This window comes from Kitasatospora sp. NPDC059812, from assembly GCF_042732075.1.
In the GTDB taxonomy this organism is placed as follows: Bacteria; Actinomycetota; Actinomycetes; order Streptomycetales; family Streptomycetaceae; genus Kitasatospora.
Genome location: NZ_JBHWIO010000112.1, coordinates 1 through 26,252 on the forward strand (window position 1 = coordinate 1; position 26,252 = coordinate 26,252).

Below are 26,252 nucleotides of genomic sequence, written 5' to 3' on the forward strand. Positions count from 1 at the left end.
GCGCCGCCCGAGTTGAGCCAGGTGCCCGGCTTCTCGAAGCGGATGAACTGCGAGCTCCACATCTGGTGCTGGCCGACGCCCGCGGCGTAGATCGCGTCGGGGCCGACCAGCCGGCCGATCCGCTCGATGACCTGCTGCGGGGAGAGGCGGCCGCCCGGGGCGGGCTCGTAGCCGAGCGGGTAGGTCTTCTTCCACTCGTCGAGCTTGTCCCACCACTGCGAGTAGTCGCCCTTGTGGCCGGCGTCGAACTCGGCCTGGACGGCGACGATCAGATCGGCCAGGACCTCGCGGGCGTCGCCGACGATCGGCACGTCGGCGGGGCGGTTCTTGCCGATCTCGGCCGGGTCGATGTCGGCGTGGACGACCTTGGCGTGCGGGGCGAAGCTGTCCAGTTTGCCGGTGACGCGGTCGTCGAAGCGGGCGCCGAGGGTGAACAGCAGGTCGGTTTTCTGGAGTGCGGTGACGGCCGGGACGGAGCCGTGCATGCCGGGCATGCCCAGGTGCTGCGGGTGGCTGTCGGGGAAGGCGCCGAGGGCCATCAGGGTGGTGACCACGGGGGCGCCGGTCAGTTCGGCGAGGATCCGCAGCTCGGTGGTGGCCTGTGCCTTGATCACGCCGCCGCCGACGTACAGGACCGGGCGCTTGGCGCCCACCAGCATCTTCGCGGCCTCGCGGATCTGCTTGGCGTGCGGCTTGGTGACCGGGCGGTAGCCGGGCAGCGAGGGCTCGATCTGCCGATGCCTTGTCAGGCCCTGGAGGGCGTCCTTGGTGATGTCGACGAGGACGGGGCCGGGGCGGCCGGTGGCGGCGATGTGGAAGGCCTCGGCGATCACCCGGGGGATTTCGTCGGGGTCGGTGACCAGGTAGTTGTGTTTGGTGATCGGCATGGTGATGCCGCAGATGTCCGCCTCCTGGAAGGCGTCCCTTCCGATCAGGGTCGAGGGGACCTGGCCGGTGATCGCGACGATCGGCACCGAGTCCATGTAGGCGTCGGCGATCGGGGTCACCAGGTTGGTCGCGCCCGGGCCGGAGGTGGCCATGCAGACCCCGACCCGGCCGGTGGCCTGGGCGTATCCGGTGGCGGCGTGGCCGGCGCCCTGCTCGTGGCGGACCAGGATGTGGCGCACCTTGGCCGAGTCCATCAGCGGGTCGTACGCGGGAAGGATAGCCCCGCCCGGGATGCCGAAGACGGTGTCCACTCCGACCTCTTCGAGTGCACGGATCAATGCCTGGGCGCCGGTCGTCCCGGACTCCGCGGGCGTGGTCCGTGCGTCGGGGGTGACCGGCGCGGGGGTCGATTCGGTGGTCTCGGCGCTGTGGGTGGTCACGGGGGACTCGCTCAACTGGGTCATCTGGCAATCTCTCGGTTTCGTCGACGTGGTGGTCCCGCGGGGAGTGCGGGGTGGTGTCCGTGGCCGGGGCCGCTGCGGTGCGCGGCGCCGTTGGGCGGCCAGGGACGTGTCGGGGAAACCGGGGCAGCAGGGTCTGTCTCCGCGCCGGTCGTCGGTCGTCGCGTGCTGAGGGGTGTTTCAGCGCTCGGTGCGACGCCGCACCGTCAGGAAGCGGTGGCCGGAAGGGAGTTGACCGGCCCGCAGGAGGTGTCTCGCGCCTCAGCCTTTGTTCGTGGGCGAGTGGCGGGTGAAGAGCAGGAAGATCAGGGCGATGGCGGCGATGGCCGCGCCCAGGCCGTACACGGTCGCGGCGCCGGCGCCGAGGGTGGAGCCGCCGATGATGGTGCCGAGGCCGATGCCGAGGTAGATGGAGGAGGAGTTGAGGGAGACCACCAGCGGGGCCTCCTGGGGGGCGACCTCGATCAGGCGGTGCTGCTGCGGGGGTGTCTGGCACCAACTGCTGGCGCCCCAGAGGAGGACCAGCAGGCCGACGACGGGCTTGAGGTCGGAGTCGGAGGCGGCGAGCCAGGCGAGGGCCCCGAGGGCGACGACCATGGCGGTGTAGCCGATGATCAGGACCTTGGTGGAGCCCCAGCGGTCGGTGGTGTAGCCCGCAGCGAGGTTGCCGATGACGGCGCCGAGGCCGTACAGGAAGAGCATCCACAGGATGGAACTCTCGGGCACCTTGACGGCTTCCAGCATGGGCACGCTGTAGGCGTACGCGGTGTAGCTGGCGCCCATGCCGAGGATGGTGAGCGGCAGGACGGCGAGGACGGCCGGCCGGCGCAGGACGGCGAGGCGGGTGCGTAGCGGCACCCGGACGTTGCCGGGGAGCCACGGCATGATCAGGCGCAGTATCACGGCGACGAGCAGGCAGAGTCCGGCGACGAGACCGAGGGCGGTGCGCCAGCCCAGCCAGTGGCTGGCGGCGTTGCCGAGCGGCACGCCGAGTGCGGTGGCGATGGTGAGGCCGCCGATGACCACGGCGAGGGCGCGGGCCCGCAGTTCGGGGCGGACGAGGGAGGCGCTGACGGCTCCGGCGTTGGGGGTGTAGGCGGCGGCGCCGGCGGCGGCGATGATGCGGCTGATGATCAGCACGGCCATGTTGGGGGCCAGTGCCGAGCCGAGGTTGGCGATGCCGAGCGTGAACAGTGCGGTGATCAGCAGGGTTCGGCGGGGAAGCCGGGCGAGGAGGGTGGCCAGGATGGGGGAGAGGACGGCGTAGGCGGCGGCGAAGACGGTGATCGACTGACCGGCCGTGGCCGAGGAGACGTGCAGGTCCTTGGCCATGGAGGGGAGGAAGCCGGCCACGACGAAGGCGTCCGTGCCGACGGCGAATGTGCCTAAGGCGAGGACGAGGGTGGAGGACAGGCCGCCCTGGGGTGGTGAGCCGGGTTCGGCCGGAGCTTTCCGGTCGGCCGGAATCGAGACACTGGACATCCAGATTCTCCTTGCGGGTCGGTGCGCGTGCTGTGGTGTCGCCGCGCGGTGAGGCGGCCGGACCGTCGGGCGTGCGGTCAGCCGGTCATGCGGGCGTAGTGGCGTCGGGTGCGGTCGGCGGCCCCGCCCGGCGCGGCGGCCATGAGGTCGGCCACCGTCTGCCCGGCGAGTTCGCGGCGCCAGGCCAGTTCGGCCTTGCGCATCGCGGTGGCGATCCCGCACGGCTGTCGGAACTCCCGTGCGATGGCGCCACCGCCGTCCGCACGCTGGCGGATCTCGGTGCAGCGGAACACGTCGTCGGGGCCCTCGATGGCGGTGACCACGTCCATCAGGGTGATCTTCTCCGGCTGTCGGCCCAGCCGGAAGCCGCCCTTGGAGCCCGGTGTCGAGCTCAGGATGCCGGCCCGGACCAGCGCCTGTAGGCGCTTGGTCAGGTAGGCCGGCGGCAGGTCGAACCAGGCCGCCAGCCGTGCTGTCGGAACCGGTTGGTCACTGTCGAGCCATGCCAGGGTGAGGCAGCAGTGCAGGCCCCACTCGACTCCTTCACCCATTCGCATAACCAGGACAATACACGTCCAGGTTCTGTGTCGCAGGCCGGACGTGCCGGAGGCCCGGAATATGTCAAGTCGCGGCCCGACGAGGGCGTTGCGGCCCTGCCGGACCTCCGGTACAACGGTTGGCAGGCGTCCGGTCAGGCCTGCGAATCGGGCCTGAGGACCACCCTTCTGCCGTGCAGCTCGCCGCGTTCCATTCGGCCGTGGACCTCGGCGGCGGCGCTCAGCGGAAGGGTCTCGACCGCCAGGGGGCGCAGCCGTCCGGCCGCGAGCAGGCGGTTGATGGCGACGGCGGCCTCGGCCAGTTCGGTGCTGGTCGCATGCGAGATCACGAAGCCGGCGATCGAGCAGTCCTTCATGTAGAGCGGCCCGACCGGGAGGATCGGCCGCGAGCGGGCGCCGGCCAGCAGGACGATCCGTCCGCGCGGGGCGAGCAGGTCGACGGCGGTGGCCAGGTCGTTCTCCCCGGACGTGTCGAGGTGGAGGTCGACGCCGCCGGGGCAGGCCTGGGCGAGCCGTTCGGCGAGGTCCGGATCGCGGTAGTCCAGGGCCTCGGCCGCACCCAGGGCGAGGCACTGTTCCAGGTCGCGGGCGGAGGCGGTGGCGACGACCCGGGCCCCGGCGTCGACGGCGAGGGTGACCAGGGCAGAGCCGACGTTCCCGGCCGCGCCAGCCACCAGGACGGTCTCACCGGCCCGCAGGCGGCCGTGCGTGAACAGGCCGAGGTAGGCGGTCGCGGCCGGATGGACGACGGCGACGGCCTCCTCGGGGAGGACGCCCTCAGGGAGGTGGTAGAGGCGGTCGGCGGGGACGACGACCTGCTCGGAGGCGGCGCCCTGGCGCCCGCCGTGGCCGAGGCTGTTGGTCCACACCCGGTCGCCGACGGCGAAGCCGGGGGCGGCCGGCCCGGCCGCGGCCACGGTGCCGACCAGGTCGCGGCCGATCACGAACGGGAACTCGACCGGGGTGCGGAAGAGGCCGGAGCGGACGAAGGTGTCCACCGGGTTGACGGTGGTGGCCGTGACGTCGACCAGGATGTCGGTCGGCCCAGGACGGAGGGAGGGAAGTTCGCCGTAGCGGATGTTCTCGGGCGGCCCGAGGGCCTCGATGAAGGCTGCTCGCATGCTCGGAGAGTCTTCCACCGGTCGGCGCCGGGGTGCCGCACGGAAGTCGTTTGTTCGTCAACTCGCGCGCGGTCGGCCCGCCCCTGATGGCCCCGGCACACCCCGCCGGGCGGCTCCGGGGGCGATCGCGCCTGCTCGCGGGCTCCGTCCGGTGGTCCGGCCATAGGCCGCGCGTGCAGCCGTGTGTCCGGTGCACCTGGGCCCGGCCCGAGCCCTCTGCATACCGTCGACCCATCTGAAGATGCGTCTGCCATGTAGAGGTTGGGGATCTCGATGAGCGACTTCGCCCTGCACATCAGGGACACGCGAACGCCCGGGCGCAAGCCGGGCGTCGGCAGTTCCCACGACATCGTCCTCTCGGAGCTGTGCCCGGCGCTGTTCGCGTCGCTGCCCCGGGCGGACCAGCGCCGCAAGGGCGTGGAGTACCTGCGCGGACTGCTGGGCGCGGAGGGCCGCAAGTCGGTGCGCAACATCGCGCGGCTGATCGGCGGGCAGGCCACGGAGCAGAACCTGCACCACTTCATCAGCAGCTCCACCTGGGAGTGGGACCCGGTGCGCGCCGCGCTGGCGCACTACGTGACGTCCGTCGCGCCGCCGCAGGCCTGGGTGGTGCAGCAGACGGTCATCCCGAAGGCCGGGGAGCACTCGGTGGGCGTGGATCGCAGGTTCATCTCCTCGCTCGGCCAGGTGCTCAACGCGCAGCAGGCGGTGGGCGTCTGGGCGGCGTCCGAGGAGGTGAGCATGCCGGTGAACTGGCGGCTGCACCTGTCCCGGGCGTGGCTGGACGACGTGCCGCGGCGCAGCCAGGCGTCCATCCCGGCGAGTGTGGACACCCGGACGCTGGGCGACTGCTCGGTCGAGGCAGTGCTGGAGCTGACCTCGGACTGGCGGCTGCCCACGCTGCCGGTCGTGATGGACGTCCGGGAGCTGGACGGGATGAAGGCGCTGCGGCGGCTGCGCGCGGCGGGGGTGCCGTTCCTCGTGCGGATCAACAGCACGCTGCCGCTCCGCCCGGCCGAGGGGGCCGGGCACGGCGTGGAGGCGATGCCGGCCCACCGGATCATCGGGGCGTGCCGGGACCGCAGGCGGATGGTGACCTGGACCGACCACGGCCAGGACGCCGGGCTGTGCACCGCGCTGGTCGGTGCCGTCCGGGTGCGGACGGTGACCGGGGCGGCCCGCCCCCTGGGAGTGAACCGCAGGCCGGACGGCCCGGACCGCGACCTGCTGCTGCTCGGCGCGGGCAGCTCCGGCCGGCGCTGGCCGCAGGAGCTGTGGCTGGCCGACATCCCGGACGCCACGCCGGCCCAGCTGTTCCGGCTGAGCCTGCGGATCGGCCGGGTCGAGCGGGACTTCGACGAGATCGCGGACCGCACCGGTATCCGCGACTACACCGGCCGCTCCTTCAACGGCTGGCACCGCCATGTCACCCTCGCCTCGGCCGCACACGCGGTCGTGGCCCTCTCCCACACCGGCGGCCGCTCGCTCCGCCGGGTGAGCTAGGGTCCGTCGTCGAACTCGCGCCCGCGCCCTAGGTTCCTTGGCCGACTCCCGCCGACGGGCCGTCCTTGATGAGGAGGTCGCGGACGCGCGAGAGCCGTAGGGCGAGCTGGACTTCGAGGGCTTGGCCGGGGTCCTGCCAGTCGGGGCCGAGCAGTTCCGCGATGCGTTCCAGGCGGCGGGCGACGGTGTTCGGGTGGACGTGCAGCTTCTGGGCGGCCCGGGTGGGGCTGGCTCCGGTCTCGAAGTAGGCGTCCAGGGTGCGGCCGAGGTCGGTGAACCGCTGCCGGTCGTACTCGAGCACCGGACCGATGACCGAGTCGACGAAGGAGCGGACGTCCCGGTTGTCGGCGAGCAGGACACCGAGGAAGCCCAGCTCGCGGGGGGAGGCCGAGCGGCCGGTGGTGTCGAGGGCGATCATCGCCTCCAGGCAGCGCAGCGCCTCCTGGTGGCAGTGGAAGACCGAGGCGGCGTCCGCGACCGGCCCGGCCGCCGCCACCGTGACCGGTTCGCTGAGCAGCGGGGCGAGTTCGTTCAGGACGGCCCGGGCCGTCGCGCCGGCGTCGGTGCCGGGCAGCAGCAGCACGGCGTTGCCGCCGTGCCCGACCCGCAGCCCGTTCAGTCGCTGGGCCAGGCCCGTGGCCAGGGCGCAGGCCCGGCCGACCGCTCGGGCCTCGGGGCGGACGACCACCACCACGTGCGGCGTGGCCAGGTTGATGCCGAGCCGGCGGGCGCGCTCCTCCAACTGCTGCGGCGGGCGCTGGGCGCTGGTGAGCAGGTCCTCCAGCAGCTCGCCGTGGGCGCGGCCCTGCACGACGGTGGTGTCGCCGGTGCGCAGCAGCTGCACCGCCACCGCCTGGGCGGCCAGGTGCAGCAGTTCGTCGATGCCGGCCGCGGGGAGGTCCTCGGGGCGGAACACCAGGGTGCCGAGTATCTCGCCTCCGGCGGTGACCGGGGCCGCCCAGAGGCCGTCCGCGGTGTGGACCGGGCGTTTGGCGGCGTGCACCTCCGCGGCGGCGGGTCCGGTCTCGGGCATCCGGCCGGTGGTGGTCAGGACGGTGCCGTCCGCGGCGTGGATCCGCAGCGCGCCACCCAGGTTCCGGCTCACGGCTTCGGCGAGGCCGTGCAGTTCGCAGTCGGTCAGCGCCCGTTCGATCAGCTCGTGATGGATGCGCCGGTGCTCGCTGAGCTCCCGCAGCGACTCGGTGGTGCGTCCGTGCTCCTCGCGCAGGGTCTGCACGGTGGCCTTGGCGTCGTCGAGGACGAGGGTGCGCTGGACGGCCAGGCCGGCGAGCTCGCCGAGCAGGTTCGCGGTGGAGATCTCCTCCGGGGTGTAGTGCCGCACATTGCGGTCGGCGACGTAGAGCGCGCCGAAGGGGTGCGGGCCGTAGCTCAGCGGGACGGCCATGATCGCGCGCAGCCCCTCGGTCCGGACCACCTCGTCGATGTCGGTGCTGTGCTGGATCCGGTTGTCGTCGAGGTAGTCCGGGGTCCAGACCGGCGCGAGGTTGGCGACGGCGGCGTGGCCGAGTCCGGAGCCGCCGGTCAGCTGGAGGCCGACGTTGAGGGTGGAGGTGTGGCCGTCCGACGCCCGGATGTAGGACAGGCCGTCCTCCGGTCCGGGGAAGCTGACGTACGCCATGTCCGCGCCGAGGAGCAGACGCGAGCGCCGGGTGACGGCCTTGAGCACCCCGTCGAGGGTGTCGGGGACGAGGAGGTCCCGGGCGGTGTCGAGCAGCGCGGACAGGCCCGCTTCGCGTTGCTGGCGCCCGCGGCGCTGGGCGCAGATGTCCAGTCCGAGCCGGACGGCCCGCTCGAGTGCGGCCGTCTCGGCCTCGGGGGCGCCGCCACAGGCGGCTTCGGCGAGCAGTGACTCGATGCGCGCCGGTGGTGCCTCCGCCACCAGCAAGGTCAGTACGGTCAGCGCGTCAGGCCGCTTCCGGACCCCCTGTTGGGCCATCTCTTATCCCCCACCCGTACATACCAGCCGTTTTGCCTGGCACATGCCAGGTGCTACAACGTGTTTATCATGTCACTTTGGGTGGGGCTCGGATGATTCCACGGTGTGGACGGTGGAGAGGGCACCGCCGAGTGGTCCCCGATGTGTTGCCGGGTCACCTTCCCGCCGCCCGTGCCGGTTGAGGAGGATGAAGCGGTGGCCACCAGGGAGGTGGTCCGGGCGACAACGCCCAGCTGGCGCGGTGGGAGCACAGGCGGACGGCATGAACGCGCTACAGGACTACCGCCGTTCGCTGGAACGAAGCAGGGCCGCGCTGGAGCACGCGCACCGGCCCGCGACCTTCCGGCTCTGCGGCCGTGAATGGGACCTGCTGCCAGGGATTTTCGCCCCGGTCTACTCGCCCACCACCGAGATCTCCATGCGCCTGCTCGGCCTGGACGACCCGCGGGCCGCCGGGCGCTCCGGCTCGCTGCTGGAGATCGGCTGCGGCACCGGCGTCATCGCGGTGGCCGCAGCACTGGCCGGGCATGCCCGGGTGGTGGCCGGCGACATCAACGAGGCCGCCGTCCGCAACACCGAGATGAACGCCCACCGGCACGGCGTCGCCGACCGCGTCCACAGCGTGCACAGCGACCTGTTCGCCGCGCTCGCGCCCGAGGAGCGCTTCGACACCGTCTTCTGGCACTCCAACTACGTGCTCGCGCCGGAGGACTACCGCTACCGGACGATGCACGAGCGCGGCTACGTCGACCCGGGCTACGCCGCCCACCGCCGCTTCCTCGTCGAGGCTCCGGGCCGGCTGGCTCCGGGCGGCTCGGTGCTGCTGCACTTCAGCGAGCGCGGCGACCTGACGGCGCTGCGCCGGATCGCCGAGGAATGCGGGCGCACCCTGCGGGTGGTGCGCGGCGGCGTCTTCCCGGAGGGCGAGCAGGAGGTCGAGCACATGTTGATCGAGGTGGCCGTGGCGCGCGGCCGGGCCGCCCGCGAGACGGCACCCGGTACCGGCTTCTGACGTCCGGGTCCGGCGACCCGACCTGCCGCGCCGGCTTCGGCATGTGCCGCGAGGCGCCGGCGCACGGTGGTCCGCCCACCCCCGGGGTAGGCCTGGGCCACCAGGGTCCGGCCGTGCCGTACGGCGTCCGGGCGGGTCGCGCGCCCGAGCCGTTCCATGGCCGGATCTCGCCGGTCCGCCACCTCGGGCGGACCTCTTCGAGGGTCTGCCGTCACCGTTCTTCGTCGTCCCCGGGCGAGATCTGACGGAGTGTGCCGCCACCTGATGGAGTATCCGCCACCTGACGAAGTGCGGGGGCGGGCGTTGGCGACACCTGGCGGCACGCCACAAGATCTGGAAGAGCCTCAGCCGTTCGGCGGCCGGCGGACCGCTGCCGGACCGGGACCCGGGCCGCGGGCCCGCCGGTCCTCCCCGACCCGTGCCATCCACAGCCTCGCCACGACGCCCTTCCGTGCGCGCCGCCGAGCCGGCGCACCTTCGCCCTGGGAGACACCCATGGTCACCGCCCTGTCCGCGCTCCTGTCCCGGCCCGCACTCCATCAGCCCGACTGGGCCGACCACGAGCACCTTCCCGACATCAAGGACCGGCTGGCCGGTCTGCCGCCGCTGGTCGGCCCGGCCGACGTCCGGCGGCTGCGCTCCGTGCTCGCCGAGGTCGCGGCCGGGCGGGCCCAGGTCGTACAGATCGGCGACTGCGCCGAGGACCCGGCGGAGTGCACCGCGGGCGACGTCGCCCGCAAGACCGGGCTGCTGGACGTCCTGGCCGGCATCGTCACGATGGCCACCCACCGGCCGGTGGTCCGGGTCGGCCGGATGGCCGGCCAGTTCGCCAAGCCCCGCTCCAAACCGACCGAGTTCGTCGGCGGCCTGGAGATCCCGGTCTTCCGCGGCCACCTGGTCAACAGCCCCGAACCCGACCCGGAGCTGCGCCGCCCCGACCCGCGGCGGCTGCTCGACTGCTACTGGGCGGCGGCCGAGGCGATGACCCACCTCGGCTGGCCGGATCCGGACCGCCGCTCGCCGCTCAGCCCGCCGGTGTGGACCAGCCACGAGGCGCTGCTGCTCGACTACGAAGTTCCGATGATCCGTCAGATCAGTTACACCGAAAGCCTCCTGACGTCCACGCACTGGCCGTGGATCGGCGAGCGGACCCGCGACGTGGCCGGCGCCCACGTCGCGATGCTCGCGTCCGTGGCCAACCCGGTCGCGTGCAAGGTGGGCCCCGGCATGGCGCCCGAGGAACTGCTGGAGCTGTGCGCGCGGCTCGACCCGCGCCGCGAGCCCGGACGGCTGACCCTGATCGCCCGGATGGGCGCCGAGGTCGTCGCCGACCGGCTGCCCGCGCTGGTCAGGGCCGTCCGGGAGGCCGGCCACCCGGTCATCTGGCTCACCGACCCGATGCACGGCAACACCGTCACCACGCCCGGTGGGCTGAAGACCCGCTTCGTGGAGACCGTCGTCCGGGAGATCCAGCACTTCCAGTACGCCGTCCGCTCCGAGGGCGGCGTGGCCGGCGGCCTGCACCTGGAGACCACGCCCGACGACGTCACCGAGTGCGCCCACGACGCCTCCGGGATGGCGCACGTCGGCGACAAGTACACCAGCTTCTGCGATCCCCGGCTCAACCCCGGCCAGGCCATCACCGTGGTCTCCGCCTGGGAGGGCTGAACCGCCGCGCCCGGAACGGCGCCACGCACCACCACACCGAGAGAGCAACCGAGAGAGCAACGGGCCGGCCGCGCGCCGGCCCCGAGGGAGGTCCGGCAGTGACGAACACGATCGCCCTGGTCACCGGGGCAGCAGGCGGCATCGGCGCGGCCGTGGTCCGCGCCCTGGCCGAACAGGGCACCGCGGTGGCCGCAGCGGACCGCGACGAGGAGGGCCTGCGCAAGACCGTGGCCGCCCTCGCCGAGGAGGGCCTGCGGGTCGAGGCCTACCCGGTGGACGTCAGCGACCACCGCGCCGTCGACCTGCTCGTCGACCAGGTGGAGCGCGAACTCGGGCCGGTGGACCAACTGGTCAACGCCGCCGGGGTGCTGCGCCTCGGCGAGGTCCGGGACTTCTCCGTCGAGGACTGGACGGCCACCTTCGCGGTCAACGTCAACGGCGTCTTCCACGTTTCCCGCGCGGTGGTCGACCGGATGATCCCGCGCGGGCGCGGCGCCATCGTCACCGTCGCCTCCAACGCCGCCCGCACCCCGCGCACCGAGATGGCCGCCTACGCCGCCTCCAAGGCCGCCGCGACGATGTTCACCAAGAGCCTCGGCCTGGAGGTCGCCAGGTACGGCATCCGCTGCAACCTCGTCGCCCCCGGATCCACCGACACCCCGATGCTCACCTCGATGTGGCACGACGAATCCGGCCCGCAGGGCACCCTGCACGGTCGCGCGGACGCCTTCCGGGTCGGCATCCCGCTCAACAAGCTGGCCAGCCCCGCCGACATCGCCGCCGCCGTGCTCTTCCTGCTCTCCGACGCGGCCGGCCACATCACCCTGCACGACCTCACCGTCGACGGCGGCGCCGGCCTCGGCGCCTGACCGGCTCGCCCAACTCACCACTCCCCCAGGAGAGTCCACCGCATGGCAGGCATTCCGACCATCGAGCCCTATCCGATGCCGACCGCGGGCGAGCTGCCCGACAACACCGTGTCGTGGACCGTCCGCCCGGACCGCGCGGTGCTGCTCGTGCACGACATGCAGCGCTACTTCCTGCGCCCCTTCCCGGCGGACGAGGCACCCGGCCGGGAGCTGCTGCACAACGCCGCCCTGCTGCGCCGCCAGGCCGCCGAGCTCGGCGTGCCGGTCGCCTACACCGCCCAGCCGGGCGGCATGACCACCGAACAGCGCGGGCTGCTGCTGGACTTCTGGGGCCCCGGGATGCGGATGGACCCGGTCGACCGCGAGGTCGTCGAGTCGCTCGCCCCGGCCCCCGGCGACTGGCTGCTCACCAAGTGGCGCTACAGCGCCTTCTTCCGCTCCGACCTGCTCCAGCGGATGCGCGAGGAGGGCCGCGACCAGCTGATCCTGTGCGGCGTGTACGCCCACGTGGGCGTACTGATGACGGCCGTCGACGCCTTCACCAACGACATCCGGCCGTTCCTGGTCGCCGACGCCGTCGCGGACTTCTCCGCCGCCCACCACCGGCTCGCCCTGGAGTACGCCGCCGCGCGCTGCGCGATGCTGATCACCGCCAAGGAGACCTTCGCATGACCGACCGGACGACGGACCGGGCAAGCGAGCCGACGACGGACCGGACGAGCGACCGGGCAAGCGAGCGGACGACGGACCGGACGACCGAGGAACTGCTGCGCCGGGTGCTCGCGGAGCGGCCGCCCGCCTTCGCCCTCCTGCACCGGCCCGAGACCACCGGCCCGGGCACGCTGGACGTCCTGTTCGGCGAGGTCGCCACCGCGCACACGCTGGACGGTGTCCCGCTGGGCCCCGAGCCCGGCCGCCCGGGCCCGGAGGTCCTGGTCCTGGTCCCGTACCGGCAGATCGCCGAGCGCGGCTTCGAGGCCCAGGACGACGGTGCCCCGCTGCTCGCCATGACGGTGACCGAGCACGCCACCGTCGACCTCGACGAAGCGCTGGCGCTGATCCCGGACCGGCCCACCGAGCTGACCGGCGCCCGCTTCGACCTCGGCGACGAGGAGTACGCCGACATCGTCCGCCGGGTGGTCGCCGAGGAGATCGGGCAGGGCGTCGGCGCCAACTTCGTCGTCCGCCGCACCTTCCTGGCCGAGATCAGCGACTACACCCTGCACGCCGCGCTGGCCTTCTTCCGCCGGCTGACGGAGCGCGAGGCGGGCGCCTACTGGATCTTCGTCGTGCACACCGGGGAGCGGACATTCGTCGGCGCCAGCCCCGAGCGGCACATCAGCCTGGCCGACGGCGTCGCCGTGATGAACCCGATCAGCGGCACCTACCGCTACCCGGCCTCCGGCCCCACCCTGGCCGGCGTGATGGACTTCCTCGCCGACCGCAAGGAGGCCGACGAGCTCTACATGGTGGTCGACGAGGAGCTCAAGATGATGGCCCGGATCTGCGAGGGCGGCGGCCGGGTGGTCGGCCCGTACCTCAAGGAGATGGCCCGGCTCGCGCACACCGAGTACCTCATCGAGGGCCGGACCGACCGCGACCCGCGCGAGATCCTCCGCGAGACGATGTTCGCCCCGACCGTCACCGGCAGCCCGCTGGAGAGCGCCGCCCGGGTCATCCGCCGTTACGAGCCCGCCGGGCGCGGCTACTACAGCGGCGTGGCCGCGCTGATCGGCCGGGACGAGCACGGCGGGCGCACGATGGACTCCGCGATCCTGATCCGCACCGCCGACATCGACACCGCCGGCCGGATCCGGATCGGAGTCGGCGCCACCCTGGTGCGCCACTCCGACCCGGCCTCCGAGGTCGCCGAGACCAGGGCCAAGGCGGCCGGGCTGCTGGCCGCGCTGGAAGCCGGAGGCCCGCGCACCTTCGCCGGCCACCCCCGGGTACTGGCCGCGCTGGAGCGGCGCAACACCGGCATCTCGGACTTCTGGCTGGCCGAGGACGCGGACCGCGCCCGGCGGCTCGCCGAATTCGCCGGGCGTCGGGTGCTCGTGATCGACGCCGAGGACACCTTCACCGCCATGATCGGCCACCAACTCCAGTCGCTGGGGCTTGAGGTGACGATCCGTCGATTCGACGAGCAGTACGCCTTCGACGGCTTCGACCTGGTCGTGATGGGCCCGGGGCCGGGCGACCCGCGGCAGGCCGACCACCCCAAGATCGCCTGTCTGCGCTCCGCGGTGGCCGAGTTGCTCGCCCGGCGGCGCCCGTTCGTCGCGGTCTGTCTCAGTCACCAGGTGCTGTCCACCCTGCTCGGCCTGCCGCTGCGCCGCCGGGACGTCCCCAACCAGGGCGTCCAACGCGAGATCGACCTGTTCGGCGCTCGCGAGCGGGTGGGCTTCTACAACACCTTCGCCGCCATCAGCCCGCACGACACGGTCGACGTGGACGGCGTCGGCACCGTCGAGGCCGCCCGCGACCGGGAGACCGGCGAGGTGCACGCCCTGCGCGGCCCGCACTTCGCGTCCATGCAGTTCCACGCCGAGTCGGTGCTCACCCAGGACGGCCCCCGGATCGTCGGTGGCCTGATCGCCGAGGTCCTCCGTGCCGGGGCGATCCTTGCCGGGTAGTCTCCGGGAGAGCGCACGGGAGAGGGGCCGACAGGATGGGCGATGACCGCGCCACCGGCGAATGGGGAGCGGAACTGCTCGACGTCGGGGCCTACCTGGCCCGCACCGGCGTCCCCGGCCCGCTGCCCCCCGAGCCCGGGACGCTGCGCCGGCTGCACCGCGCCCACCTGCTGGCCCTCCCGTTCGAGAACCTCGACATCCCGCTCGGCCGCGGCGTCCCGCTCGACCTGGACCGCGTCCAGGCCAAGCTGGTCGCCGGCGGCCGCGGCGGCTACTGCTTCGAACAGAACCTGCTCTTCGCCGCAGTGCTGGAACGCCTGGGCTTCCAGGTCACCAGGCTCGCCGCCCGAGCCCTGCTGAACGCCGGCCGACCGCTGCCACGCACCCACCTGGTGCTGCTGGTGACGGTCGGCCAGGCGCGTTTCCTCGCCGACGTCGGCTTCGGCGACAAGGGGCCGCTGGAGCCGCTGCCGCTGACCGACGGCGCCCTGGCCGAGCCCGACGGCTGGACTCACCGGCTCCGCCGGGTCGGCTCGGAGCCGGACTGCTGGGTGCTCGAACTCCTTTGCCCCGACGGGTGGTTGCCGCTCTACCGGTTCGAGACGGGCCTGCCGCTGCACCAGGTCGACTGCGTGGTGATGAACCACTACACCTCCACCCACGAGCGCTCCCCGTTCACCGGCCGGGCCTATCTGTCCAGGATCACGCCGCAGCGCCGGCTCTCCCTCGACGGCCGGCGGCTGGTCGTCGGCCGCGCCGACGGCACGACGGAGGCTGCGGACCTCACCGACGAGCGGTACGCCGCCGTCCTCGCGGAGGACTTCGGTGTCCGGCTCGGGCCCGGGGACCTGCGGTCCGTCCTGCGGAGCCTGCCGGCCATCGGCCCCTCCTGACACGCGTCGGCCCCTCCTGAAAAGCGTCGGCTCAGGCCTCCTCGGCCGTGGCCAGCTCCCTGGCCAGCTCCAGCCGCTTCACCTTGGTCGTGGCGGTGTGCGGCAGCTCGTCCAGCCGGCGCTGCACCGGCGGGGCCAGTGTGGGCAGGCCGGCCACCGCGCGGTTCCAGCGGGCGAGGTCGAGCGGCTGGTCGTCCCGGGTGCAGACCACGGGCACCGGGGCCTTGTCCCCGCCGGGCACGATGATCACCTCCAGCAGCTCGGGCAGCCGGGTGAACAGCTTGTCCTCCAGGTCCAGGGTGCTGTTGATCCCCGGGATCTCGTCGACCTCGCGGTCCAGCAGGTGTAGGCAGCCCCACCGGGTGCGGTAGCCGAGGTCGCCCATCCGCCACCAGCCGTCCCGCGAGAACTGGCCCTCGAAGCGCTCCCGCTCGCCGAAGTAGGTGACGATCTGCCCGCCGCTGCGCACCTCGATGTGGCCGGGGGAGTTCTTGGTCACCGGCCGGCCGTCCCGGCTGACCACCCGGACCTCGGTCATCCCGGGGAAGGTCCGCCCGACGCAGCGGCCGTCGGCGCCGCTGCGGCGGTGCCGGGTGTAGGTGCGGGCGGCGATGGCGCCGGTCTCGCTCTGCCCGTACGTCTGGGCGAAGAACGGCAGGCTGCGCTCGGACGCGCCCAGCAGGGTGTCGACCGTGCGGGGGTGGATGGCGTCGAAGGTGTTGCTGAAGCAGCGGACCTTGGCCAGCGGCTTCGCCGGGTGGTCCGCCAGGACCTCCCAGCTCAGCAGGGTGTTGGGGTGGGACTCGATCACCCCCGGGGGGATCCGGGCGAACAGCTTCGCGACGTGCTCCGGCTCGTCGTCCCGCAGGATGATCATGGGGTGGCCGCGCAGCGCGAACAGCGCGGCTCCGCTGATCATCCGCGAGTGGGCGAAGGAGACGTGTACGGCGATCGGCTCGTGCCGCCCGACCGGGGCGAGCAGCACCGACTGCGGGCGGCAGCGGGCCTGGATCGTGATGCCGGTCTGGACGGCGAGCTTGGGCAGGCCGGTGGTGCCCGAGGTGTGGGTGATCAGGGCCGGCTGGTCCTGCGGCATGATCACGGGTGCCACCCGCTCGACCCCGGCCAGCCCGGCCAGCGCGGTCGCGCCCGGGAACTCCCCGGTGGCCACCAGCACCCGCTCGGTCAGGTCGAACACCTCGGACGGGAGTTCCTGCTCCAGCTTCGCCGCGTCGGTGAGCAGCGTCGGCCGGGACAGCCGCCCCAGCAGGCGGGCGACGGTGGTGCCGTCCAGCTTCGGGGACAGCAGCACCGGTACCCCGCCGACCCGGGCGACGCTGTAGGCGAGCAGGGAGATGTCGAAGCTGTCCGACTTGTGGATCACCACGTGCGAGCCGGGGCGGACCTGGGAAGCCCACAGTCGGGCGGCGAAGTCGTCGACCAGATCGGCGAGTTCGGTCAGGGTGACCCGCCGGCCCAGCTCCGGGGCGATGTCGAGGTCGTGGTCGAGGTAGACCGGGCTCGCCGGGTGACGGGCGGCCGCGCGGTCGAAGACCGTGCCCAGTCGGATGCCTCGGTTGCCGACGCGTTGCAGGAACATGCTCCTCTTCCCCTTCGGTTGGTCGCAGATCGCTCGGGAGTCCGGCGCCGGGCCGGCCTCACGGCTCGCGCAGGGCCCGGTCGACGAGGGGGCCGGCCGCCCCGGTGTACGAGGTCGGATCGCACAGCCGGGAGAGCTCGGCCCTGCCGAACATGCCGTCGAGAGCAGGCAGTTCGGCGATCACCTGCTCCAGTGGCCGCCCATCGCGGTCGGCCTCGCCGGAGGCCTCGGTGAGCAGCTGCTTGGCCGTCGCCTTGCCGAGCCGGGGCGCCAGGACGGCGACGATCCGTTCCGAGATGATCTGACTACCCGTCAGTTCCAGGTTGGTGCGCATCCGTTCGGGCCGGACCTCCAGCCCCTCGGCGAGCTCCACCGCAGTGTGCGCGGCGCCCCCGGTCAGCCGCAGCGCCTCGCGCAGCAGCTGCCACTCGGCGTGCCAGGCGCCCCCCGAGCGCTCGTCCTCGGCCAGCAGGCACTGGGTGAGCCCGGTGGCGATCACCGGCACCTGCAGCGCGGCGCTGCGGATCAGGGTGGCCAGCACCGGGTTGCGCTTGTGCGGCATCGCGGAGGAGCTGCCGCGCCCGGCCGCGGTGGGCTCGGCCACCTCGCCGACCTCCGTCCTGGTCAGCGACTGCACGTCGATCGCGATCTTGCCGAGGGCGCCGGCGGTGAAGGCCAGCGCTCCGGCGAGGTCGGCGATCGGGGTGCGCAGCGCGTGCCAGGGCAGCACCGGGCGGGCCAGCCCGGTCTCGGCGGCGAAGGCGGTGAGCAGCCGGTCCAGGTAGTCGCCCGGGTCGGGCGCCGCCCCGTTCGCGGCCGCGCCGTCGATCCGGGCGTACTCCAGGTACCCGGCGAGGGTGCCGGCGGCGCCGCCGAGCGAGACCGGCAGACCGTGCTCGGCGACGTGCCCGAGTCGCTGCTCGGCGTCCAGGACGAGCCGGCGCCAGCCGGCCGCCTTGAGGCCGAAGGTGGTCGGTACGGCTTGCAGGGCGAGCGTGCGGCCGGGGAGGACGGTGTCCCGGTGCCGTTCGGCGAGGACGGCCAGGGCCCGCGCGGTGCGGGCGAGGTCGGCGCGGATGATCCGCAGGGCCTGGGCGGCCACCAGCATCGCGCCGGTGTCCAGGACGTCCTGGCTGGTGGAGCCGCGGTGGACGTACTCGGCGGCGGCCCGGTCCTCGGCCGCCACCACCCCGGTCAGCGCCCGGACCAGCCCGACCACCGGGTTGGCGGTCTCCCGGGACTCGACCGCGAGGGCCCGCAGGTCCAGCAGCTCGGCGCGGGCCAGGCGGGTGATGGTGTCGGCGGCGGTCTTCGGCAGGGTGCCCAGCCCGGCCTGGGCCCGGGCCAGCGCCGCCTCGGCGTCCAGCATGGCCTGCAGCCAGGCCCGGTCGCAGACGGCGGCCTCGACCGGCGTCCCGGCGCGGACCGGCGAGAGCAGCCCGGAGTCGGTCAGGATGCCGGCCGCGTCGTGCGCGTCGTGCGGGTCGCCGGGTCCGTGCGGGGCGACCGGCTCGTCAGGGTCGGTCATATCAGCACTCCGGTCAGGTCGGTGACGGCCGCGTCCGGCCGGACCCCGAAGGGCAGCTGGGTGGTGGGCGGCAGGGCGAGCAGCGAGCGGGCGATCGCGTCCGAGTCGCCGAGCGTCACCGAGTCCACGCCGGGCCGGATTCCGGCCGCCGTCACCCAGTGCACCGACTCGGTCGGCACCCCGTAGGCGTAGCGCCGCGGGTGCGCGCGGCCCCGGGTGTCCAGCAGCCGGTACGGCCGTTTGGTGACGGCCAGGCCGCCGGTCTCGTAATCGGTGCCGCCCGTGCCCGGGATCCGGTACGCGGTGGCCTGCTCGGTGCTCAGCAGGTGCTGCAGCAGCGGGTCGGTGGTGCGGCGCAGGTCGGGTTCGGGCAGCCGGGCCTCGATCAGCACGGTGGCGCGCACCGGCGGCTGGGGCACCGCCCGGGAGGTGAGCACGTAGGCGGCCGCCTCGGTGTCGATCCGGATCTCGGTGCCCGGGCCGGTGAGTTCGACCACCCCGGCCTCGATCAGGGCGATCAGCTCCTCGATCCGGGAGACCGGCGGGCCGATCGACAGGAAGGCGTTGAGCGGGGTGTACCAGCCCTCCAGGTCGTCCCGGTGCGAGTTCCCCTCCAGCCCGCCGTGGTCCACCGCGAGGCGGATCTCGTTGCGCAGGTCGCGCAGGATGTCCAGGGCGGTCTTGAGCGGGCCGCTGAGGTTGCCGGCGCGGGCCGCCTCGACGTCCTCGGCCAGGTACCCGAGCAGCCAGTCGCGGAAGTCCTCCGGCCCGGTGAACTCCCGGTCCCCGTAAGGGCGGAAGAGTCGCTCCCAGTCCCAGCGCTCCGACTCGGGGATGCCGTGCTCGTCGAGCAGGGCCGCGAAGCCGCCGCCGTGGGCGACCGTCAGGTACCGCTGGACGAAGGGCTCCCGCTCGGCGCCGCGGCCTTTCGCTTCGAGCAGTGTGCCGTAGTAGACGCTCTCCACCTCGCGCGCGATCAGCGGCCACAGGTCGGTGCGGAACTGCACCGGCTCGCCGGCCGCGGACTGCTCGCGCAGCCCGGCGATGTACTCGGCGGTCAGCAACCGGGGGAAGTAACGGCCGTACGCGCCCTTCTCGTTCTCGCCGCGGGCGTGGTACGGGATGCCGCGGCGCGAAGTGGCGAACAGTTTCGGCTCCCGGCCCGACGGCCGGTACACCAGCCGTCCGTCCACGCGGACGAAGGCGCCGCCCCGGCCGACCGTGAACAGGGCCATGTGGTCGAAGAAGTTCAGCCCGAGGCCGCGCAACAGGACGTGTTGGCCCGGCAGGATGCCGCTCAGGTCGAGGTCCGCCGGGTTGGCCGGGGTGATGTAGGTGAGGTGGTGGATCCGGGACAGGCTCGCCGTCCGTTCCTCGTGCGGGGTCGGCCGGGCCGCGACGTGGCCCTGGGCGAGCACGATGGCGTCCAGGCGGTTGAGCCGGCTGCCGTTCTCCAGGCGGATGCCCTGCGGGCCGCCGGGGACACCGTGGGTGTCCGCCATCGCCACCGCCCGCGAGCGGTGCACCTGGACGGTGACGTGCGCGGGCGCGCCGTCCACCACCCGGCGGAAGCTCGCGTTCAGGTAGCGCCCGTAGAACGCCCGGGTGGGGTAGCTGTCGGCTTGCAGGGCGCGGGCCTCGGCCACGCACTCCTCGTCCTGCCCGGAGGCCGCGCCGGCCTCGGCGACCTCCACCGCCCACTCCCACAGGCTCGGACCGGGCTCGATCGGGCCGTCGATCCGGGAGCTGTCGTCGGTGTACACGGTGATCTGCGAGGCCACGGTGTTCATCAGCAGGTGCCGTGACTGGTCCTGGCGCCAGACGGCGCCGGCGCCGGGCGCGGCCGGGTCGACCATGTGCACCGTGATGGAGCCGTGCGAGGGCGCTGCGCGCTCGTTGGCGCAGAGCCGTTCCAGAACGGACAGGCCGCGCGGGCCGGCCCCGATGACGCAGACCTCCAGTGCCGCCTTGCTGCCCACTGTGCTCATGCGCCCGCCTCGCTTCGCTCGGCAGGGGCATGCGCCCACGCGCACCTCTCGATGACGAGCTCGGTTCGCTCACTCACGGCTTCACGTCCTCCACGTCTTCCACGTCCACCCGGGTGCCCTGCGGGGCTTCGGCGAGCAGCAGGCGGGCGAGCTCCAGGCGCTTGATCTTGGTGGTGGCGGTCCTCGGCAGCTCCTCCAGCCGCCGGTGGACCGGCTCGGCCATCGGTGGCAGCGACGCCGCGGCGCGCCGCCAGGCCGCCAGGTCCAGTGGTTCGTCGTCCTTGGTGCACACCACCGGCACGGCCCTGCCGTCCGGGCCGGGGATGATGATGACCTCGGCGAGGCCGGGCAGCTGGCCGAACAGGGTGTCCTCGGCCGCGAGGGTGCTGCCGAAGCCCTCGATCAGGTCGACCTCGCGGTCCAGCAGGTGCACGCAGCCCCACTTGGTGCGGTAGCCGACGTCGCCCATCCGCCACCAGCCGTCCGCCGACACCTGGGCGTCGTAGCGGTCCTGCTCGCCGAGATAGGTGACGATGCGTCCGTCGCTGCGCACCTCGATGAAGCCCGGGTTCCGCTCGGACGGCGGGTTGCCGTTCCGGCTGACCACCCGGACGTCGGTCATCCCGGGGAACGGCATGCCGACGCAGCGGCCGTCGTCGTCCAGGGTGCGGCGCCGGGTGAAGCCGCGGACGATGGCCGGGCCGATCTCGCTCTGCCCGTACAGCTGGCCGAAGAGCGGCGAGCGGCGCCGGGTGGCGCGCAGCAACCGGTGCACGGTCCGCGGGTGGATCGCGTCGAAGGTGCTGCTGAACAGCTTGACGTTGGACAGTGGGCCGCGCGGGTCCTGCGCCAACTCCTCCCACTCCATGAAGGAGTTGGGGTGCGCCTCCAGGATGCCCGGCTTCAGCCGCGCGAACAGGTCGCCGACGTGCTTCGGGTCCGACTCGCGCAGCACGACCAGCGGGAAGCCGCGGTAGAGCGAGATCGCCAGCGCGGTGATCAGCCGGGAGTGGACGAAGGAGACGTGGATGGCGATGGTCTCCCGGCCCGGGATCAGCGGGGCGATGACGGAGGCCTGCGGGCGGTAGCGGGACTGCAGGCTGAACCCGGTGTGCACGGCCAGCTTGGGCGTCCCGGTGGTGCCCGAGGTGTGGGTGATCAGGGTCGGGTGGTCGGCCGGCATGATGACGGGTTTGACCCTCTCCACCCCGGCCAGCGCCCGCAGTTCGACGGCGTCCTGGTACGAGCCGGAGGTCAGCACCACCCGGTCGGCGAGGTCGAAGACCGTCTCGGGCAGCACGTTCTCCAGCTTCTCCTGGTCGGTCACCAGGAACGGCCGGTCGGTGCGGCGGACCAGCTCGGCGACCGTCGCGCCGTCCAGAGCCGGCGACAGCAGGACCGGGACGGCCCCGATCCGCGCCGCCGCGCACGCGAGCAGCGTGATGTCGAAGCCGTCGGCCTTGTACACCACCACCCGCCGGCTCGGCCGCACCCCCGCCGCCCAGAGCCGGGAGGCCAGGTCGTCCACCAGGTCCGACACCTCGGCGACAGTCGCCCTGCGGCCCAACTCCGGTGCCGCGTCGAGGTCGTGGTCGAGGATGAGGACGTTCGCGCCGTGTCTGGCCGCGGCGCGTTCGAAGAGCATCCCGAGCTGAATTCCCCGGTTTCCGATACGTTGAAGAAGCACCTGTACGCCTCCCGGGCCGCGGCTGTGCGCCGTCGGCGCCTGACGTGAATGGAATGGACACCACCCGCGGTGAAAGGGACACCGTCCGAGGTGAATTGGCGTGCCCGGGCGTCCGAATGGCCGCGTGCCCGGGCACGAGCCCGGGAATTCCGGGCGAATCGCGGAAAGGCCGGATACCGCCCGGCGTCACGCCTCTTCGATGACGGCCTTGATGCGCTGCAGGGAGGCGGCCAGATCGCCGGAGATCTTGTCGCCCCACTCCGCGAAGAAGCGCTGCTTCTCGGCCGCGTCCATCTCCGCGGTGATGCCCTTGATGCCCTGGGTGGCCGAGTCCATACGGAAGTGGTGGGTCAGCAGGCTGCCGCCGCCCTCGGCTGCTTCGATGTCGAAGCCCCAGATGCTCTCCTGCTTCTGGCCGTCCGAGTTGTGTATCGCCCACCGGAAGGTCCGGCCCGGCTCCGCGGTGACCACCTCGGACTGGGTCGTCCACCGGCCGCGGACCACCGGCGCCCAGGCGACGATGTCGTCGCCGCGGAGGTTGTCGCCGCGGAACACGGACCCGACGGCGGCCGGCTCGCCGACCGTCCATTCACCGCCCAGGCATTCCGGGCTCCATTCGCCGCTGCGCGGCAGGTCGCTGATCACCGCGTAGACCTCGATCGGTGTCGCGGAAATGCGAATGTCGGCGTCGGCGGAGAATATCGGCTGCTTCTCGTTGATGGTTTCGCCCATGCCGGGGATCGTCCCAGCCAGGCCCCGGAGGGGGTCAAGGGCAGGCCGGCGGGTCCGTCAACTCCGTGATTCCGTGTCAACTCCGGCCCGGGGCCGCGGCGAACGGCCGCGAACCGGCCGGCATCGCGGGCCGTGAACCGGCCGTCCCCTCGAACCGTTACGAACCGGCCCGGATCTCGCGGGCGAAGTGCAGGGCGACGATCGACATCCGGGCCGTGTGATAAAACCGGTGCGCGCCGTGGTTGGTCACCCCCGAGTCGAGCTCGATCCGGGCGCACCCCGTCCGCCGGGCCCGCTCCTCCAGCTCCGCCATCAGCCGCCCGCCGACCCCCGCCGACCGCACCGCGCGGTCGGTCACCAGGTCGTCGACGAACAGCAGCCGGCCGCGGCTGGTCGCCAGCACCCGGTGGGTCGCCACCCCGACGCACCGCCCGCGACCGTCGTACGCGGCGGTGAAGACCAGCCCCTGCGCGTGCGCCTCGGCGGCGAAGGCGGCGAACCCCTCGGCGGTCAGGGCCGGCCTCAACTGCCGTATCAGCGGCCCGACATCGGTCGCCATGGCGGCGTTTCCCGGTATGACGTCAACCATCGTCAGTTCCATCCCTCGATCTTCGCAGGGAATGCCGGTCCTCGGTCCGGGCGGGACCGGGAGTCCTGGCCCGTGGTCAGGCCGTGGTCAGCCCGTGCAGGTCGGGCAGAGGCCGCGGTAGGTGACGGCGGCGTCGGTGACGGTGAAGCCGAAGCGCTGGTCGGCGGGGAGGGCGGTGAGGGGGTCGTCGGTGGGGTGGACGTCGCGGATGGTGCCGCAGTGGGTGCAGACGAGGTGCTGGTGCGGGTGGTGGGCGTTGGGGTCGTAGCGCTTGGCCCGGCCGTCGGTGGAGACCTCGATGACCTCACCGAGGGTGACCAGTTCGCCGAGGGTGTTGTAGACGGTGGCCCGGGAGATCTCGGGCAGGCGTTCGGCGGCTCGGGCGTGGACCTCGTCGGCGGTGAGGTGAACGTGCTCGCCGTCCAGGACCTCCGCCACGACACGCCGCTGGGAGGTGAGGCGCCAGCCGCGTCCGCGCAGTCGCTCCAGCAGGTCACTCATATCGGTTCACCTATTCAGGTCAATGGGAGGTCAGGATTTTACCAAGTGATTGCGGCTTCGCTCCGGTTCCCGATCGGATATGCCTTTGGTGTCGTTCTTGACGTGGATCGTGTCCATCGTAGGATCGGCTCCGGCGATAGCCTGGGTAGCAGGAAGTAGCAGTCAAGACACCGTGATCCGCCTTGTAGGGAAGGATTTCCATGTCTGAGAACCACGATCCCATCGTTACCGAACCCGAGCCGCAGGCGGAGGGCACGGGTGGCTGCCCGGTGGCCCACGGGCGCGCGCCGCACCCCACCCAGGGCGGCGGAAACCGCCAGTGGTGGCCGGAGCGGCTCAATCTGAAGATCCTCGCGAAGAATCCGGCCGTGGCGAATCCGCTCGGCGCGGACTTCGACTACGCCGCGGCGTTCGGATCCCTCGACCTTCCGACCGTGAAGCGGGACATCGAGACGGCCCTCACCACCTCGCACGCGTGGTGGCCGGCCGACTACGGGCACTACGGCCCCTTCATCATCCGGATGGCGTGGCACAGCGCGGGCACCTACCGGATCAGCGACGGCCGCGGCGGCGCCGGCGCCGGGCAGCAGCGCTTCGCCCCGCTGAACAGCTGGCCCGACAACGCCAGCCTGGACAAGGCCCGCCGCCTGCTGTGGCCGGTGAAGAAGAAGTACGGCCGCAACCTCTCCTGGGCCGACCTGATGATCCTGGCCGGGAACGTCGCCCTGGAGTCGATGGGCTTCGAGACCTTCGGCTTCGGCGGCGGCCGCGTGGACGAGTGGGAGCCGGACGAGGACGTCTACTGGGGCCCGGAGACCACCTGGCTCGGCGACGAGCGCTACACCGGCGACCGCCAGCTGGAGCGCCCGCTCGCCGCCGTCCAGATGGGCCTGATCTACGTCAACCCCGAGGGCCCCAACGGCACCCCGGACCCGCTCGCCGCCGCCCGCGACATCCGCGAGACCTTCTACCGGATGGCGATGAACGACGAGGAGACCGTCGCGCTGATCGCCGGCGGCCACACCTTCGGCAAGACCCACGGCGCGGGCCCGGCGGACAACGTCGGCCCCGACCCCGAGGACGCCCCGATCGAGCAGCAGGGCCTCGGCTGGAAGAGCACCTTCCGTACGGGCAAGGGCGGGGACGCGATCACCAGCGGCCTGGAGGGCGCCTGGACGGCCACCCCGGTGACCTGGGACAACAGCTTCTTCGAGACGCTGTTCGGCTACGAGTGGGAGCTGGCCAAGAGCCCGGCCGGCGCCTTCCAGTGGAAGCCGAAGGGCGGCGCCGGAGCGGACACCGTCCCGGACGCCCACGACCCGTCCAAGCGGCACGCCCCGACGATGCTGACCACCGACCTGTCGCTGCGCCTGGACCCGGTCTACGAGCCGATCTCCCGGCGCTTCCTGGAGCACCCCGAGGAGCTCGCGGACGCCTTCGCCCGCGCCTGGTTCAAGCTGACCCACCGCGACATGGGCCCGGTCGCCCGCTACGTCGGCGCGGAGGTCCCGGCCGAGCAACTGGTGTGGCAGGACCCGCTGCCCGCGGTCGACTACCAGCAGATCGACGCCGCGGACGTCGCCGCCCTGCGGGAGCGGATCGCCGCCTCCGGGCTGTCGGTGTCCGAGCTGGTGTCCACGGCGTGGGCGGCGGCCTCCTCGTTCCGCGGCAGCGACAAGCGCGGCGGCGCCAACGGCGGCCGGATCCGGCTCCAGCCGCAGATCGGCTGGGAGGTCAACGAGCCGGACCGGCTGGCCTCGGTGCTGCGCACCCTGGAGGGCGTGCAGCAGGAGTTCAACGCCCGGTCCGGCGCCAAGCAGGTCTCGCTGGCGGACGTGGTGGTGCTGGCCGGCGGCGTCGGCGTGGAGAAGGCCGCCCGGGCGGCCGGCCGCGACGTGGTGGTGCCGTTCACTCCCGGCCGGGCGGACGCGACGCAGGAGCTCACCGACGTCGACTCCTTCGCGGCGATGGAGCCGACCTCGGACGGCTTCCGCAACTACGTGGGCAAGGGCAGCCGGCTGGCCGCCGAGTACCTGCTGCTCGACAAGGCGAACCTGCTGACCCTGAGCGCGCCCGAACTGACCGTCCTGGTCGGCGGCCTGCGCGTGCTGGGCGCCAACTACCAGCAGTCCCCGCACGGCGTCCTCACCGGGACCCCCGAGGCCCTGACGAACGACTTCTTCGTCAACCTGCTGGACCTGGGCACGGAGTGGAAGGCCACCTCGGAGGACGGGCACACCTTCGAGGGCCGGGACGCGGCCACCGGCGCGCTCAAGTGGACCGGCACCCGGGCCGACCTGGTCTTCGGCTCCAACTCCGAACTGCGCGCCGTCGCCGAGGTCTACGCGAGCGACGACGCGAAGGAGAAGTTCGTGGCGGACTTCGTCGCGGCCTGGGTCAAGGTGATGAACCTGGACCGGTTCGACGTCGCCTGACCCCGCGACCGCCTGACCCCGCGACCGCCTGACCCCGCGACCGCCTGACCCCGCGATCGTCCGATCCCGGGTTCCCGGGCGGCCGGGCGGCCGGCGGGGGTTGGCGTCAGCCCGCCCGGGGGGCGGGGGGTGGCGCCCGCGGCGC

20 protein-coding genes are annotated in these 26,252 nt (G+C 72.9%); 8 read left to right on the forward strand and 12 right to left on the reverse strand.

Going from position 1 to position 26,252, the window contains the following annotated elements; all coding sequences use genetic code 11:
• The 4 genes from ilvB to ACFV6D_RS35010 all read right to left on the reverse strand — a co-directional run.
• A partial coding sequence (gene ilvB / locus ACFV6D_RS34995; RefSeq protein ID WP_380562805.1) for a biosynthetic-type acetolactate synthase large subunit occupies nt 1–1,352 on the reverse strand: 1,352 nt, incomplete at its 3' end.
• 258 nt (nt 1,353–1,610) lie between these two features.
• Complete coding sequence (locus ACFV6D_RS35000; RefSeq protein WP_063346545.1) at nt 1,611–2,831, reverse strand: MFS transporter; 1,221 nt, start codon at nt 2,829–2,831, stop codon at nt 1,611–1,613.
• 77 nt (nt 2,832–2,908) lie between these two features.
• The gene (locus ACFV6D_RS35005) at nt 2,909–3,388 is read right to left on the reverse strand and encodes an RrF2 family transcriptional regulator (protein ID WP_380340463.1); all 480 of its coding nucleotides are present in this window, start codon (nt 3,386–3,388) and stop codon (nt 2,909–2,911) included.
• Between the two features lie 134 nt (nt 3,389–3,522).
• Nucleotides 3,523–4,509, reverse strand: coding sequence for an NADPH:quinone reductase (locus tag ACFV6D_RS35010; protein ID WP_363376882.1), 987 nt, complete (start codon nt 4,507–4,509; stop codon nt 3,523–3,525).
• A 273-nt stretch (nt 4,510–4,782) separates the two neighbouring features.
• Here ACFV6D_RS35010 and ACFV6D_RS35015 point away from each other — a divergent pair, with 273 nt between their 5' ends.
• Nucleotides 4,783–6,012, forward strand: a complete 1,230-nt coding sequence (locus ACFV6D_RS35015; RefSeq protein ID WP_380428475.1) for an IS701 family transposase — start codon at nt 4,783–4,785, stop codon at nt 6,010–6,012.
• 28 nt (nt 6,013–6,040) lie between these two features.
• On the opposite strand, the gene ACFV6D_RS35020 is transcribed toward ACFV6D_RS35015, so the two are convergent.
• Nucleotides 6,041–7,969, reverse strand: coding sequence for a helix-turn-helix domain-containing protein (locus tag ACFV6D_RS35020; RefSeq protein ID WP_380428477.1), 1,929 nt, complete (start codon nt 7,967–7,969; stop codon nt 6,041–6,043).
• A gap of 262 nt (nt 7,970–8,231) precedes the next feature.
• Here ACFV6D_RS35020 and ACFV6D_RS35025 point away from each other — a divergent pair, with 262 nt between their 5' ends.
• The 6 genes from ACFV6D_RS35025 (at nt 8,232) to ACFV6D_RS35050 (ending at nt 15,047) form a co-directional block, all read left to right on the forward strand.
• The gene (locus ACFV6D_RS35025; protein WP_380375361.1) at nt 8,232–8,981 is read left to right on the forward strand and encodes a 50S ribosomal protein L11 methyltransferase; all 750 of its coding nucleotides are present in this window, start codon (nt 8,232–8,234) and stop codon (nt 8,979–8,981) included.
• 495 nt (nt 8,982–9,476) lie between these two features.
• The gene (locus ACFV6D_RS35030) at nt 9,477–10,649 is read left to right on the forward strand and encodes a 3-deoxy-7-phosphoheptulonate synthase (protein WP_363376889.1); all 1,173 of its coding nucleotides are present in this window, start codon (nt 9,477–9,479) and stop codon (nt 10,647–10,649) included.
• A 98-nt stretch (nt 10,650–10,747) separates the two neighbouring features.
• Complete coding sequence (locus ACFV6D_RS35035; RefSeq protein WP_063346540.1) at nt 10,748–11,518, forward strand: 2,3-dihydro-2,3-dihydroxybenzoate dehydrogenase; 771 nt, start codon at nt 10,748–10,750, stop codon at nt 11,516–11,518.
• A gap of 42 nt (nt 11,519–11,560) precedes the next feature.
• Nucleotides 11,561–12,190, forward strand: coding sequence for an isochorismatase family protein (locus tag ACFV6D_RS35040; protein WP_063346539.1), 630 nt, complete (start codon nt 11,561–11,563; stop codon nt 12,188–12,190).
• Nucleotides 12,187–14,154 carry an anthranilate synthase family protein gene (locus ACFV6D_RS35045; protein ID WP_380562807.1) on the forward strand — a complete coding sequence of 656 codons (1,968 nt, stop codon included), beginning with the start codon at nt 12,187–12,189 and terminating at the stop codon, nt 14,152–14,154. Before ACFV6D_RS35040 ends, ACFV6D_RS35045 begins: the two co-directional genes overlap by 4 nt.
• Nucleotides 14,155–14,189: 35 nt before the next feature.
• Nucleotides 14,190–15,047, forward strand: a complete 858-nt coding sequence (locus ACFV6D_RS35050) for an arylamine N-acetyltransferase (RefSeq protein WP_380562809.1) — start codon at nt 14,190–14,192, stop codon at nt 15,045–15,047.
• A gap of 31 nt (nt 15,048–15,078) precedes the next feature.
• Here ACFV6D_RS35050 and ACFV6D_RS35055 read toward each other — a convergent pair whose 3' ends face one another.
• From ACFV6D_RS35055 to ACFV6D_RS35085, 7 genes are all read right to left on the reverse strand, one after another.
• Nucleotides 15,079–16,647: a class I adenylate-forming enzyme family protein gene (locus ACFV6D_RS35055; RefSeq protein ID WP_380340442.1), complete on the reverse strand. Its 1,569-nt coding sequence runs from the start codon at nt 16,645–16,647 to the stop codon at nt 15,079–15,081.
• A 58-nt stretch (nt 16,648–16,705) separates the two neighbouring features.
• Nucleotides 16,706–18,175 (reverse strand): adenylosuccinate lyase family protein, encoded by a 1,470-nt coding sequence (locus tag ACFV6D_RS35060; protein ID WP_380562811.1) that lies wholly within the window; start codon nt 18,173–18,175, stop codon nt 16,706–16,708.
• A complete protein-coding gene (locus ACFV6D_RS35065) occupies nt 18,172–20,163 on the reverse strand; it encodes an FAD/NAD(P)-binding protein (RefSeq protein ID WP_380562812.1) in 1,992 nt (663 codons plus the stop codon). The genes ACFV6D_RS35060 and ACFV6D_RS35065 overlap by 4 nt, the downstream gene beginning before the upstream one ends.
• Before the next feature lie 73 nt (nt 20,164–20,236).
• On the reverse strand, nt 20,237–21,808 hold the full coding sequence (locus ACFV6D_RS35070; RefSeq protein WP_167745846.1) for a class I adenylate-forming enzyme family protein: 1,572 nt from the start codon (nt 21,806–21,808) through the stop codon (nt 20,237–20,239).
• A 228-nt stretch (nt 21,809–22,036) separates the two neighbouring features.
• Nucleotides 22,037–22,582 carry an SRPBCC family protein gene (locus ACFV6D_RS35075; RefSeq protein ID WP_063346534.1) on the reverse strand — a complete coding sequence of 182 codons (546 nt, stop codon included), beginning with the start codon at nt 22,580–22,582 and terminating at the stop codon, nt 22,037–22,039.
• A gap of 157 nt (nt 22,583–22,739) precedes the next feature.
• Entirely contained in the window at nt 22,740–23,141 is a 402-nt protein-coding gene (locus ACFV6D_RS35080; protein ID WP_244293282.1) for a GNAT family N-acetyltransferase, read from the reverse strand.
• Nucleotides 23,142–23,258: 117 nt separating this feature from the next.
• Nucleotides 23,259–23,672 (reverse strand): Fur family transcriptional regulator, encoded by a 414-nt coding sequence (locus ACFV6D_RS35085; RefSeq protein WP_380562814.1) that lies wholly within the window; start codon nt 23,670–23,672, stop codon nt 23,259–23,261.
• A 200-nt stretch (nt 23,673–23,872) separates the two neighbouring features.
• On the opposite strand from ACFV6D_RS35085, the gene katG reads away from it, so the two are divergent.
• Nucleotides 23,873–26,107: a catalase/peroxidase HPI gene (gene katG, locus ACFV6D_RS35090; RefSeq protein ID WP_063346532.1), complete on the forward strand. Its 2,235-nt coding sequence runs from the start codon at nt 23,873–23,875 to the stop codon at nt 26,105–26,107.
• Nucleotides 26,108–26,252 lie beyond the last annotated feature (145 nt).

Coding starts and splice junctions, on each gene's coding strand:
- ACFV6D_RS35000 (WP_063346545.1), bottom strand. CDS start 2,831: ATGTCCAGTGTCTCGATTCCGGCCGACCGGAAAGCTCCGGCCGAACCC.
- ACFV6D_RS35010 (WP_363376882.1), bottom strand. CDS start 4,509: ATGCGAGCAGCCTTCATCGAGGCCCTCGGGCCGCCCGAGAACATCCGC.
- ACFV6D_RS35065 (WP_380562812.1), bottom strand. CDS start 20,163: ATGAGCACAGTGGGCAGCAAGGCGGCACTGGAGGTCTGCGTCATCGGG.
- ACFV6D_RS35040 (WP_063346539.1), top strand. CDS start 11,561: ATGGCAGGCATTCCGACCATCGAGCCCTATCCGATGCCGACCGCGGGC.
- ACFV6D_RS35055 (WP_380340442.1), bottom strand. CDS start 16,647: ATGTTCCTGCAACGCGTCGGCAACCGAGGCATCCGACTGGGCACGGTC.
- ACFV6D_RS35060 (WP_380562811.1), bottom strand. CDS start 18,175: ATGACCGACCCTGACGAGCCGGTCGCCCCGCACGGACCCGGCGACCCG.
- ACFV6D_RS35085 (WP_380562814.1), bottom strand. CDS start 23,672: ATGAGTGACCTGCTGGAGCGACTGCGCGGACGCGGCTGGCGCCTCACC.
- ACFV6D_RS35020 (WP_380428477.1), bottom strand. CDS start 7,969: ATGGCCCAACAGGGGGTCCGGAAGCGGCCTGACGCGCTGACCGTACTG.
- ACFV6D_RS35075 (WP_063346534.1), bottom strand. CDS start 22,582: ATGGGCGAAACCATCAACGAGAAGCAGCCGATATTCTCCGCCGACGCC.
- ACFV6D_RS35045 (WP_380562807.1), top strand. CDS start 12,187: ATGACCGACCGGACGACGGACCGGGCAAGCGAGCCGACGACGGACCGG.
- ACFV6D_RS35080 (WP_244293282.1), bottom strand. CDS start 23,141: ATGGCGACCGATGTCGGGCCGCTGATACGGCAGTTGAGGCCGGCCCTG.
- ACFV6D_RS35005 (WP_380340463.1), bottom strand. CDS start 3,388: ATGCGAATGGGTGAAGGAGTCGAGTGGGGCCTGCACTGCTGCCTCACC.
- ACFV6D_RS35015 (WP_380428475.1), top strand. CDS start 4,783: ATGAGCGACTTCGCCCTGCACATCAGGGACACGCGAACGCCCGGGCGC.
- ACFV6D_RS35070 (WP_167745846.1), bottom strand. CDS start 21,808: ATGCTCTTCGAACGCGCCGCGGCCAGACACGGCGCGAACGTCCTCATC.
- katG (WP_063346532.1), top strand. CDS start 23,873: ATGTCTGAGAACCACGATCCCATCGTTACCGAACCCGAGCCGCAGGCG.
- ACFV6D_RS35025 (WP_380375361.1), top strand. CDS start 8,232: ATGAACGCGCTACAGGACTACCGCCGTTCGCTGGAACGAAGCAGGGCC.
- ACFV6D_RS35050 (WP_380562809.1), top strand. CDS start 14,190: ATGGGCGATGACCGCGCCACCGGCGAATGGGGAGCGGAACTGCTCGAC.
- ACFV6D_RS35030 (WP_363376889.1), top strand. CDS start 9,477: ATGGTCACCGCCCTGTCCGCGCTCCTGTCCCGGCCCGCACTCCATCAG.